At 59.2% G+C, this 11,933-nt stretch carries 11 protein-coding genes and 1 tRNA gene; 10 read left to right on the forward strand and 2 right to left on the reverse strand.

Annotated features, from left to right (window positions below; all coding sequences use genetic code 11):
- Both OU26_RS08970 and OU26_RS08980 read right to left on the reverse strand, forming a co-directional pair.
- Window positions 1-333, reverse strand: a 333-nt coding sequence (locus OU26_RS08970; protein WP_033499107.1) for a transposase, incomplete at its 3' end; no start/stop codon positions are given.
- A 657-nt stretch (window positions 334-990) separates the two neighbouring features.
- Window positions 991-1,998, reverse strand: a complete 1,008-nt coding sequence (locus OU26_RS08980; RefSeq protein WP_026647171.1) for an asparaginase — start codon at window positions 1,996-1,998, stop codon at window positions 991-993.
- 402 nt (window positions 1,999-2,400) lie between these two features.
- Between OU26_RS08980 and OU26_RS10575 the strand changes: the two genes are divergently transcribed.
- The 10 genes from OU26_RS10575 (at window position 2,401) to OU26_RS09020 (ending at window position 11,544) form a co-directional block, all read left to right on the forward strand.
- The gene (locus OU26_RS10575; RefSeq protein WP_237743804.1) at window positions 2,401-3,327 is read left to right on the forward strand and encodes a hypothetical protein; all 927 of its coding nucleotides are present in this window, start codon (window positions 2,401-2,403) and stop codon (window positions 3,325-3,327) included.
- On the forward strand, window positions 3,261-3,557 hold the full coding sequence (locus OU26_RS10580; protein WP_237743805.1) for a hypothetical protein: 297 nt from the start codon (window positions 3,261-3,263) through the stop codon (window positions 3,555-3,557). Before OU26_RS10575 ends, OU26_RS10580 begins: the two co-directional genes overlap by 67 nt.
- Window positions 3,558-3,623: 66 nt before the next feature.
- Window positions 3,624-4,067 carry a hypothetical protein gene (locus tag OU26_RS10585; protein ID WP_237743806.1) on the forward strand — a complete coding sequence of 148 codons (444 nt, stop codon included), beginning with the start codon at window positions 3,624-3,626 and terminating at the stop codon, window positions 4,065-4,067.
- Window positions 4,068-4,148: 81 nt separating this feature from the next.
- The gene (locus OU26_RS08990; protein ID WP_026647170.1) at window positions 4,149-5,600 is read left to right on the forward strand and encodes an FAD-dependent oxidoreductase; all 1,452 of its coding nucleotides are present in this window, start codon (window positions 4,149-4,151) and stop codon (window positions 5,598-5,600) included.
- A gap of 407 nt (window positions 5,601-6,007) precedes the next feature.
- Complete coding sequence (locus OU26_RS08995; protein ID WP_026647169.1) at window positions 6,008-7,054, forward strand: serine hydrolase; 1,047 nt, start codon at window positions 6,008-6,010, stop codon at window positions 7,052-7,054.
- A 380-nt stretch (window positions 7,055-7,434) separates the two neighbouring features.
- Entirely contained in the window at window positions 7,435-8,541 is a 1,107-nt protein-coding gene (gene htpX, locus OU26_RS09000; protein WP_026647168.1) for a zinc metalloprotease HtpX, read from the forward strand.
- Window positions 8,542-8,655: 114 nt separating this feature from the next.
- Window positions 8,656-8,729: transfer RNA gene (locus tag OU26_RS09005), tRNA-Gly, on the forward strand.
- 10 nt (window positions 8,730-8,739) lie between these two features.
- Window positions 8,740-8,946: a hypothetical protein gene (locus tag OU26_RS10155; protein WP_152571365.1), complete on the forward strand. Its 207-nt coding sequence runs from the start codon at window positions 8,740-8,742 to the stop codon at window positions 8,944-8,946.
- Between the two features lie 22 nt (window positions 8,947-8,968).
- Complete coding sequence (locus OU26_RS10705; RefSeq protein WP_026647167.1) at window positions 8,969-10,201, forward strand: helix-turn-helix transcriptional regulator; 1,233 nt, start codon at window positions 8,969-8,971, stop codon at window positions 10,199-10,201.
- Between the two features lie 245 nt (window positions 10,202-10,446).
- Window positions 10,447-11,544, forward strand: coding sequence for a hypothetical protein (locus tag OU26_RS09020; protein WP_241435495.1), 1,098 nt, complete (start codon window positions 10,447-10,449; stop codon window positions 11,542-11,544).
- Window positions 11,545-11,933 lie beyond the last annotated feature (389 nt).

Raw genomic sequence — 11,933 nt, forward strand, 5'->3', positions numbered from 1 at the left:
GCTCACGCCCGCCAGGTACATGTCGATCAGGGATTCCTCGACGCTCTGCTCGCGCCGCCGGTAGCGTTCGATCACCGCGGACTCGAACAGGGCGCCCTTGAGTTTCGGCACCTTCAGCTCGAGCCTGCCGGCCTTGGCGGTGAGCTTGCGTTCGTAGTGGCCGGCCCTGTACGCCTTCCGTCCCCCGCTGCGCTCGTATCTGGCGGCCCCGGTGATCTCGTCGGCCTCGGCGTCGAGCATCGCGTTGAGGATCTGCGTCATCTTCTCGGTGATCAGCCGGTCGAGCCTGGTCTCGAGCAGGTTCTGGTCGATCTGTATGATGTTCTCGGGCATGGTTCCGTCTCCTGGCTTCCAATCGCGGTTTTTTGTTTTGGCGAATGAAAATCGTACACAGGACGCGGGCCATGCCCTCTTACGTCAGGGCCGGAATCCGAAAGTGCGCAAGAATTCGGGCGTTATCACGATTGATTGATGGAATGAGAGGGAATCCAATAGTTTATTGGTGAAGGGTGCTAGAAGCACCACCACGAAGTATGCGCTGACGAACCAATATTCGTTGAATATGATGGGTAAAGCGTGAGAGATGAAAGCGCCAGCGTGAATCGGAATTCGATACTGTTTCGGTACTATCGACGTGTCCTGTATAAGCGAAAACAAGACAAGTAATCCAAAGGAGTATATGAAAACTTGCGTCCAGGGTTTAACTAATCGAGTGCATGGATTAGACGTGCTGAATGCGAGGAAATAGGCGGAAATTAACATAAATAGCGCGACGCCGACCTGCCCGATCATGGATGAGGCAATCTGTATAGAAGCGCCCTATGTCTGCGTTAAAGCGGAATCCGTACGGACAGGCCAGTTGTCGGCTGCAAAAAAATGTGTGGCAACAATAAGCAACATCGACACAAGTCGCAGAAGCTCGAAATGCCAATCTCGCATATGCGATGAAGATTTCTTCTTCTCTTCTCTCGTGCTCTTCATATTGTCATATTACAGCGAGCTGGGGGAGATCTCCCCGGCGATGGAACGCGTTATCCACGTGCCAAAATCGGCCGCGTCCACGCCCTGCGACAGTAGGAACATGATTTTCGCATACGTGGCTTCCAACGTCATGTCACCCGATCCGATCGCTCCGGCGCGCGCGATCGCATCGCCCGTCTCGTAATGGCCGAGCAACACTTCCGCCTGCTGGCATTGCGATGCGATGACGACCGGCACGCCGTCGTGCAGCACGTCGGCGATGACATCGGTCAGCCCCGGCTCGTCGCTGGGCACGTTGCCGACGCCATACGCGCGCAGCAGCACCGCTTCCGGACGCGGTTCGAGCATCGCGCCCAACCGCGCGGCGGAAATGCCGGGAGCCATGTCGATCACGGCGACGTCATGCCGTGTGTACGGTTTCGGATTCTTCCACCCTTCGCCGGACAGCGCACTGCCGGCATACCAATGCCACGGCGTGCCGGTGCGCGCCAGCGGGCCCGTGGACGGCGCTGAGAAGCCTTCGAACGCCCAGCTTGACGACTTGCTCACACGGTTGCCGGCGAACAGGTGGTGCCCGAAGAACAGTCCCACCCCATGAAAACGTCCGCTCATCGCGGCGTTCAGCGCGCCCGTGACGTTCGCGGTGGCGTCTGACTCGATCTTGCCGAGCGGATGCTGCGATCCGGTGAAAATCACCGGCTTGCCGAAACCGGCCAGCGCGTAGGACAGCGCGGCGCTCGAATAGCTCATCGTGTCGGTGCCGTGCAGCACCACGAACGCGTCGGCCTCGTCGCGGTGCGAATGCAGATCGTCGATCATTGCCTGCCAATTGTCCGGCGTCGCGTTCGATGAATCGATGAGCGGATCAAGTTCGGTGAACGAGAACAGGTCCGGATCCAAATGCGCGTCCGTGATCAGCCTGTGCAGCCAACCGCGCATGTCGGCGCCCGGAATCAGACCGTTCGGTGACTCGACCATACCGATGGTGCCGCCGGTATACGTGATGTGAATGCGCATGGTTGCCTTTCTGCTGCGTGTTATCTGCCGGCGCGTATCTCTATGTGCGTGTCTCTGCATGCTTGTCCTTGTGCACGGAAGCCGGATGTCATCGTACTCGCCGTGTGCCGTTGCCGCGATTGCGGTTTTGTCTGTCGTCGCCGCGGTTTTTCGAAAACCAGTTGCGATTGTACGTGCCGCGTGCGTCCGATTCTGAAAGCATCGGACGCCGAGAGCGTGACTGCGATGGGGCGGTGAGACAGGCGGATTTCCGAAGGTTCATCATAGGTTTGCCGAAGGTTCCCCGTGGGATGTTTGAGAGGCGCATCACAGTGCCGTACCGTGGTCGCATGTGCGTTATTATGCTTATGGCTTACTGATGGGGGATATTCAACGCGTGGGGCGCGGAGGATGGGGTTATCTATGAATACGGTTGCTGACTGCCTGCGACGGCATTACCGTGTGGTGGTGTTCGCCGTGTATCTTGCGGTGGTCATCGTCACGATGGCGTTCCACGAGCCGTGGTTCGACGAGGCGCAATCGTGGCTTATTGCCAGGGATTGCTCTTATCGAGACCTGCTGCTCGTCCGCCCGCATTACGAAGGCCATCCGCCGCTGTGGTGGCTGTTGCTGTCGATTCCGGCGAAGCTGGGCGTGCCATATGAATGGGGGTTGAAAGGGGTTGAGCTGGTCTGTTCGGCATTAATGTGCGGATTGTTGGTTTTCCGCGCACCACTGTCCCGGCTGGCCGTTGTGCTGCTGCCGTTCACCTACTTTCTGTGCTACCAATACGGCGTCACCTTGCGGCCCTACGCGTTGATGTGCTGCGCGTTGTTCGTTATCGCGGCCTGCTGGAAATCGCGCGATGAACACCCATGGCGATTGACGGCCGCGTTCGTGCTGCTGTGCTGCACCAGCAGTTACGGCATTGCGCTGGCATGCGCGTTCGCATTGGTTTGGATAGTGCGTGCGATTCGGGGCGCAACAGGCCGTCCTGCCGTACGTGACGGGCTTTTCGGCAATCCCGCCCGGTTCGCGGCTTGGATGGTATTGCTGGCTGTCGGTCTTGTATTGACGGCGTGCGTCCTGCCGCGCTCCGACACGTTCGGCGCGGTGCAGGATCCCGGCGGTAATCCGCCGATCGCGCAATTCGCGCTGTTCTGGACGGTGCTGCCCGCCGAAAGCATGTTCACCGCTTTTGCGGGCGATGTTTCCCTGCATGGTCTGCAATGGGCGTTCTTGCGATTGCGTTGTGCGTGGCGCTGTCACTGGCGATTTGGAGCGTGCTGGCACGGGTCGCGTTGCGCCGCAAGAACCTCGATCTGCTGTTGGTCACGTATGTTCTGCTGAGCCTGTGCGCGACGAAATACCTCAGCATGCACCACATCGGCATCATCTTCGCGCTGTTCGTCGTGCAACTGTGGATCAACGTGCAAGACAAGGCCCTCGGAATCGCCGATATTCCACTGCCGACGCCTCTTTCGCGTTCGCTGCGCGCCGCCTGTGCCACGCACGCCGTCCGCGTCGCGCACATCGCCCGTATCGCAATCGTCGTGGCGCTGCTGCCAAGTCTGGTGTAGACCGCCGCCGCGATCGCATGCGACATTCGCTACGACTATTCAGCCGGTCGCGCGCTGGCCACGTTCGTGCGCAACAACAACCTCGAACACGACCGTTGGGTGTCGTTCTGGCGGTATCTTCCCGACACGACCTGGCCCGACGGCACGCACACGAATCGCATGGAAGACACGCACCGCTACAGCTGGCCGGCGATCGCGGCAAATCCGTACTTCGCGCGCAATCTGCTGGACTGCACGTACGAGGGCCGCACGTTCGTGCCGAACCAGGTGCCGTCGCGGGCGCAGATGAACCGCGAAATCGCAAGCTGTGCCGCCAAAGGCGCACCGGAATTCCTTATCGGCGACACCGATTTTCCGCAATATTTCTTCCATCGGCTCGGATTGAAGAGGGGCGATTACCGGCAAATCGTCGTCGCCAGCCAGCACGTGCCGTGGAAAACATGGGTCACGTCTTCCGACATCGCCGTGTACGTGCGGTCGGACGTGTACCGCACGCTGCCGCACGCGTGACCGCAATATGGAAGAGCCGCAATACGGCGGAATCGTAATGCCCCCTGTTGGAAATGCAGGGAATATATTAGGCTGGAACATATGAGCGAAACCAACGAACTTCGTATTGCTGTAATCGGCGCCGGTCCCGCAGGCGTCTACTCTTCCGATATTTTCCTGCGCCAGCTGGGCAAGCTCGGCGAAGAGCTGGGACTGGGCACCAAGGCCCGCATCGACCTGTTCGAAAAGCTGCCGGTGCCGTTCGGCCTGGTGCGCTACGGCGTGGCTCCCGACCATCCGTCCATCAAATTCATCGCGTCCGCGCTCGAGAAGACCCTCGACAACCCGGATATCCATCTGTACTGCGACGTGGAATTCGGCAAGGACGTGACGCTCGACGAGCTGCTCGAACGCTACGACGCCGTGCTGTTCGCTACTGGCGCGGTGGAGGACAAGCCGCTCGGCCTGCCGGGATCGGATCTGGACGGCGTGTACGGCGCCGCGAAATTTGTGGAATGGTATGACGGCTATCCGACCGGCGCCCGCGAATGGCCGCTCGATGCCGAAGAGGTCGCCGTGATCGGCGGCGGCAACGTAGCCATGGACGTGGCGCGCGAGCTCATGCGCAACGCCGACGATCTCAAGGCCAAAACCGACATTCCGGACAACGTGTACGAGGGCATCAAGGCCAACAAGGCGAAGACCCTGCACCTGTTCATCCGCCGTGGCGTGGCCCAGGCCAAGTTCTCCGTGCAGGAGCTGCGCGAGATGGAGAAGCTGCCGGGTGTGCAGCTGATCATCAACGAGGACGATTTCGATCTGGACGACGACACCATCGAGGAGGCCGGCAAGGATAAGCTGACCCGTCAGATGGTCGAGGAACTGTTCGCCATCCGTGAGATGGCCGAAGACATGGAGGACGACGGAGACACCGATTTCGAAGGCAATCCGGCGGATCGCAAGTACTACATCCACTTCAATTCCGCGCCGGTCGAAGTGCTGGGCGAGGATGGCAAGGTCAAGGCGATTCGCGTGGAGAAGACGACGACTTCCGCGGACGGCAAGATGTCCCGTACCGGCGAATTCGAGGAGTATCCGGTGCAGGCCGTGTACCATGCGATCGGCTACAAGCCGGCTTCCGCACCGGGCATCGCATACGACGATCGCCGTGCTCACCTGGCTAACGCGAATGGCGACGGCCGTATCACCACCGAGGCGTCCGGCGAGGGCGCGCAGGTGCGTGAGCGTCTGTACGCCACCGGTTGGGCCAAGCGTGGTCCGGTCGGCCTGATCGGATCCACCAAGTCCGACGCGCTGCTCATCGTCACCAACATGCTCGAGGACCTGTCCAAGGCCGCCGAGGGTGGTCACGTGGCGGTTGACCGCGATCCGGAATCCATCGACCGCCTGCTCGCATCCCGCGGCGTCAAGCCGATCGATTTCGCCGGCTGGAAGAAGGTCGACGCGTTCGAACGTGCCGAGGGCGCGAAGGAAGGCCGCGAGCACAAGAAGGTCATCGACCCGGAGCAGATGCGCGCGCTGGCGCATGCCTGATCGCCCGGTTTGAGGGACGGTGTGTGTGGGGTTGCCCCGCGCAGCCGATTGCCGCCCCGATGTCTTCCTGGCACCTTTCTGACACTTTTCTGATGCCTGTCCGGCACCTTTCCGACGCCTTGAGTGTCCGTTTCTGGAGAATCGGACGCCCAAGGCGTCATTTTTACCGTCTGAGTGTCCGATTCTCCAGAATCGGACGTTTGTGGTATCGGTTTGATTTTCTATGGGGGGGGGGTATCGGCTTGGATATCGCACGCGCCTGCCGTCAGACATTGTGGAGGGATTTGTCACATAACCCCAAAATTCGCGTTGTTGCGGTAAACTTTCGCGGATGGAACGCGGTGCGTGGCAGCATCGCAAGGACCATTGGTGCGAATGCTGCGAATGTCTAGGGTCGTGAGGTCGATATGAATTTCGGAAAGCACGTCAAGCGCAAGAACGCGCGCCGCTATTCCGTATCCGTCGTAGCCAGCCTGCTCCTTACCTGCTTGGTCTGCGTCGCGGCCGGCGCGGGTCTTGCGAACCTGCGATTCGAGGAATCGGCCCACGCCATGTCGCCGAGCGAAACCTCCGGTACCGCGGCGTCGAACAACGCGTCGGGAAACGCAAATCAGCAGAACGCGACGCCGGTGTCGCTGCAAGCCGTGCAGGATGCCATTTCCGCGGCGGACGGCAGTCCCGCGATCACGACGCAGGGTTTCACGCTGAGCGCTGAATCGCAGGCGGCGGTGCAGGCGCAGCTCGCGAATTTCGCAAACGGCGGATATACCACGTCATTCATGCTCGCCGACATTGCCACGGGACGCACGATCGAATACAACGCGGATACGCAGATTTATTCGGCATCCTCGGCGAAGGCGCCGTATCTGATGTCGCTGTTTTCAACGGGTACCGTCGATTTGAACGCCGTGTACCAGGCTTCCGATCCGCAGGCCGCCGCGATCCAGCAGAAGGTCGATGTGGTGCTGCGCGATTCCGACAACGATGCCTACGACTGGTTCTATCAGACGTATGGGCTTGATCTGTTCAACACATGGGCCGAGCAGCAGGGGGTTTCATCCAGGATGACTCCCGAGCGCGGCGGATACATGTTCAGTTCCGCGAGGGACATGGCCAAACTGTGGACCGCCGGATACGGATTCCTCTTCGCAGGTCAGACGTCGGGGGCACAGGGCGTCGCGCCGGAATCGTTGCAATGGTTGGCTGGTGAGATGACGGATTCGCGAAATTCCAACATTCATGCGGCGCTGGGCGATACGAACACCGTGTATACGAAGGCTGGCTGGATCGCCGGCGAAGGGGGCTATTATTCGCTGAACGACGCGGGGATCGTGGCCTCGCAGTCGGGTGCTTATGTGCTTGCCGTGTTGACGGACGCCTGCGATCGCAACGATTTGCTGACCGGTTTGATTGGCGCGCTTGACGCGGTGCATTCGGGCGATATGCAGGGATAGCGCGTGCTTTTTATGCAGGGGTGCGCGTGCGGCGATGGCACGTTCCCTTCCTGACGCTACTTCCGTTTGTTTGCAATACTGCTTGTTTCCTGCTTGCATTGTTGGTTCTGCTGTTCGCGCATTTTGCCTGCGGTGCGTTGCTCATATGTGGGCTCCCTCGTACGCGTGCAGCCTTCTGTTTGCCGTTCGCGGACTTTCGTAAACTTCGGCACTCCACGTGTCCGATTCTGGGGAATCGGTCACGTAGGCGGTTGAATTGGGTGCTTGAGTGTCCGATTCTGGAGAATCGGACGTGCGAGGTAGGGTTTGCGGCATCCCGCCAAACCACCCTTCAGCTTGCATCCAGCAAAATCCCAGTCTGCGTTTCTACGCTGGTGCCCATGAACGGCAAATTGCAGGTGCACGGCCATTGCAACGGCTTGAAGACAACGCTGTTGTTCGCGTTGATGTGGGGCGTCATCATGCTCATTTGGTGGGCAACCGGCGCCAGCCAAGGCACGCTCGGCTACTACATTCTCATCGGACTCGGCTCGACGTTCGTCTCCTACTGGTTTTCCGACAAACTGGCGATCGCTAGCATGCATGCGCAGCCGGTAAGCGAGCAGGAAGCCCCCGTATTGTACAAGATCGTCCGCGAATTGTCGGCGAAGGCGGGCAAGCCGATGCCGCGCATCTACATCGCCCCAACCATGAGCCCCAATGCTTTCGCAACGGGACGTAACGAGCGTCACGCGGCGGTCTGCTGCACGCAAGGCATCCTGCAGATACTCAACGAACGCGAAATCCGCGGCGTTCTCGGCCATGAACTCATGCACGTCTACAATCATGACATCCTGACGTCCGCCGTCGCCTCCGCCATGGCCACTGTGATCTCGTATCTCGGCTATTCGCTCATGTATTTCGGTGGTGGACGTTCCCGCGATGACCGCGACGATTCGGCGTCCGACGGTTTGGGATTGCTCGGCGTGCTGCTGAGCACAATTCTCGCGCCGATTGCGGCTTCGCTGATTCAGATGGCGATTTCCCGCACGCGTGAATACGATGCCGACGAGGATGGTTCCAAATTGACGGAGGATCCGGAGGCGCTCGCTTCCGCGTTGAGCAAGATTTCCGGCGGAGCGGCTGCCATGCCGATGGCCAAGACCGCTGGAACGCAGTCGATGGCCGCGATGATGATCGCCAATCCGTTTTCTGCCGAGGGCTTTTCCAGGCTGTTCTCCACACATCCTCCGACTTCGGATCGCATCGCACGGTTGATGCAGATGAGCCAGGAGATGCGCCAGCAGGGTGTGCAGTCAGGGTATTTGGCTGGTGGATATGCGACGAGTGGCATCGCCGCTTCGGACATCCATCAAAGTGCCGCGTTCGGTGCGGGCGCGCAGGGCGGGCCGCGGTTCGGGGCGCAGTACGGCTCACAATATGGCGCGGATGGCGGCTATTCCCGCGATTATTCACAACGACCCACGTCAGGCGGATATTTCGGCTGAACCCATTGGGCCGCGAAGCTGCCGAAGGAGTCTGGTTTTCCGCATAGCGGTCTATGCTCGCATGTGCGCCCACGGCATGCTAAACTGTGAACTCGTGCCCAAAAGGCACATTCTGCGGATGTAGTTCATCGGTAGAACGAAAGCTTCCCAAGCTTTAAAGGCGGGTTCGACTCCCGTCATCCGCTCCACTCAAATCCCTTGGAATTATTGGAATTCCAAGGGATTTTTATGTCGCTGATAGATTTCGGCGGCCATACGGCGACTGCAATCGTCCTGTGCAACCGCCGGTTGCGTCGCGAAAACCGGTTGCGGATCGCGATGCAACCGCAAGATGGTGGCGTGGAACGAGACTTCCGTGACAAGCTGTTGTTCGGCAATCGTAGGCGATCGCAATATGCGAGATGAGAAACCCGATGAAAGGGCGAATATGAGCTTCAAGAAAAATCTGCAGTACCTGCGCGGTTCACGCAACATGACGCAGGAACAGCTGGCGATGTTGATGGGCGTTTCCCGACAGGCGATTTCGAAATGGGAGTCCGAGAAGGCATACCCCGAGATGGACAAGCTGCTGATGATCTGTGACATGTTCGGCGTGACGTTGGACGAGCTGGTCATGGGTGATGTGCGCGCGTCGGCTGGCTGTGGGGGTGTGGAACACATGGACTTGGCTGCTGATACGACCGGTGTGGCCACGTCGGTTGGGATGGTGGGCGATGCTGCTGGCGCGGTTCCGGGGGCAATCGGGTTTACGGCATCGCCGGCCGCAGGAATGTCCGATTCTGGGGAATCGGATACACAGGGTGCCAAATCCGGTGTTCAATTGTCCGTTTCTCCAGAATCGGACATGCGAGATGAGGTGGACATTCCGCAAAACGTGCCCCGAAATATCGTGCAGGATGTGGTTGGCTATGACAGTCATATGAGGCGTTTTGCGTGGCTTATTGCGATTGGTGTGGCCTCGATCATCCTCGGCGTTGCGGCCGGCATGCTGTTTTCGCCGGAAGGGTCCATTTTGGGGCCATCGCCGTTGAACGACGTGCTGGTCACTATATGTACGTTGGTCGGCGCGATTATTGGCCTTGCCTTGCTGATACCGGCCGGCATCATGCATGGCGATTTCCGTCGTCGTCATCCGTACGTACAGGATTTTTATACGGAAGAGGACAAATCGCGCGCGTCGGTCATATTGGCGATTGGTGTTGCGATTGGTACCGTGCTGATTTTGGCGGGCGTGTGCGTGCGAGTGTTTTGTGGCGAGCTTGTTGCCGACGGAGACGCAGGGTGGCCGGATAGCGTTCTGCTGGCTTGCGTGGCCGTGGCGGTGTTCTGTTTCATCATGTCCGCGATGACGCATGACAAGATGGATGTGGACAAATACAATCGTGAAGCCGAAGAGGAAAGCGTGCGCGAGGGACGTCCCGTGCCGCACCCGACGATGAGCGAGTCGGACAAATTTTACAGCAGACTTACTGGTGCGATTTGTGGCGTGATCATGTTGGTATCGACTGTTGTCGCGTTGCTTATGCTTTTTCTTGGCGTGGCGGGCAGTGGCGGTGACGCGTGGATGAGGGTGTTCTGGGTCCCGTGGCCGATTGGCGGCGTGCTGTGTGGCGTTGTGGGCATCATTGTGCCATTGGTCAAGGAGGCCAGGCGGCGGTAAACCAACAAATAGTGTCCAATTCTGCAGAATCGGACATCTAAGGTATGGGCTCTGTGATCTGGATGTCCGTTTCTGCAGAATCAGACGCGCATAAAGCGGATGAAGATGAAAAGCTCCCCCCTTGCGTACCATCTTCGTGCTTCATCGCTCGCGACACGCCCGGAGCCTGTGGATAACTCACGTTCTCCGACCACAACCCCTGTTCCAGGTGGCGGACATTCGTCTGCGGCCTCTACTTTGTGCGCATGGATATGAAGACACAAACGCACATGCAATCGCGGCAGCAAACCGCGAAATCGCAGAAAAAATCGCAGAAAAAACAGCAAAAGAAACCCCGTCGAACCAATGCGCAGCAGAGGGTCGACACCATGCTTGGCCAAGCGTACGCGCGCCGTCGCTTGGCGGTGCCGAAGCGAGACAAGGATCGCCGGGCATTCCAGCGACGTCTGAAAACGGGGGAGGTCGTCATGCCGTACAAAGGCATGTACATCGCCGCCGCGAAATGGGAATCGCTGCCCTACGCGCAACGCATCACGTGGGCGTTGCGGACCGTGTGCCATACGCATCCCGGCTGGGTGCTGTGCGGCCCGTCCGCGGCGGGCGCGTTGGGATTCACCACCACCATCAAACTGCAGCGTTACGTGCACATTGCGGTGCCGAAACGTTCGCAGGCGGGGCGCCATGGCTATGTGATCGCCCATTTTTACAAGGATATGCCGGCGGTGAAAACCGTGGACGGCATGCGGGTGACCGCGGAAATGGACACGATGATGGATTGCGGCCGCATGCTTGATTTTGAGCATGCGATGGTCGTGTGCTGCACGGGTCTGCGATTGTCTGGTTTGCCGCAACATCGGCTGCGGGAATATGCCCGCGGCAGGAAGCGGATTAGCGGCATTCCGCGCGCCAGGTACGTTGCGGAACATGCTGATCCCGCATGCGAGAATGGCGGTGAGGCGACCGCGTTGGCCGCGATTCTGGAGGTCGGCGCATGTCGGCCGCGGATGCAGGCCACGTTTGTGAGCCCATTGAGTGGTGGCGAGATTCGCGCCGATTTTCTATGGGAGCGTGACGATGGCAGTCTCGTCGTGGGCGAGCTGGATGGTAGGCAGAAGTATGTCGACCCATCCATGATGGGGCAAGGCGATTCGATCGACGTGATTTTGCGTGAGAAGGATCGTGAGACGCAGTTGAATATGCTGCGGGTTGATGTTGTGCGATTCCAGATGGAACATGTGCGCGATCGTGGGCAGTTGCGGCAGCGATTGCAGGCGGCGGGCGTTCCATTCGAACCGGTTCGACGGCGGTCGCCGTTCAGCGGGTTCCGTTGCAAGGCCTACTGATTGCGTTCGTCTTGTGCCGTGCCATCCGTCGGCTTCTGACCGTCGATATGTTTGTTTGTTTCTGTTTTGCGATGTCTAGGATCGTTCTGCTTGAAACATGGTTCGGAGGTCGGCGGATGCCTCCTCTTACTGCGATTGCTGGTTGGTGCGTGGCTGCATTCGGGTCCGGCCTGATTGCCATATGCTCGTTCGCCTGACTCCATGAATGTCCGATTCTGGGGAATCGGACATCTGGAATCACAAAAACACACTTCACGTGTCCGATTCGCCAGAAACGGACACGTGGACATCCGAAATCGCCCTTTGAATGTCCGTTTCCCCAGAATCGGACATGTGGGGTGTTGAATTTGGTGTTCGGATGTCCGATTCTCCAGAATCGGACACGTGGG

This window comes from Bifidobacterium ruminantium DSM 6489, assembly GCF_000770925.1.
In the GTDB taxonomy this organism is placed as follows: Bacteria; Actinomycetota; Actinomycetes; order Actinomycetales; family Bifidobacteriaceae; genus Bifidobacterium; species Bifidobacterium ruminantium.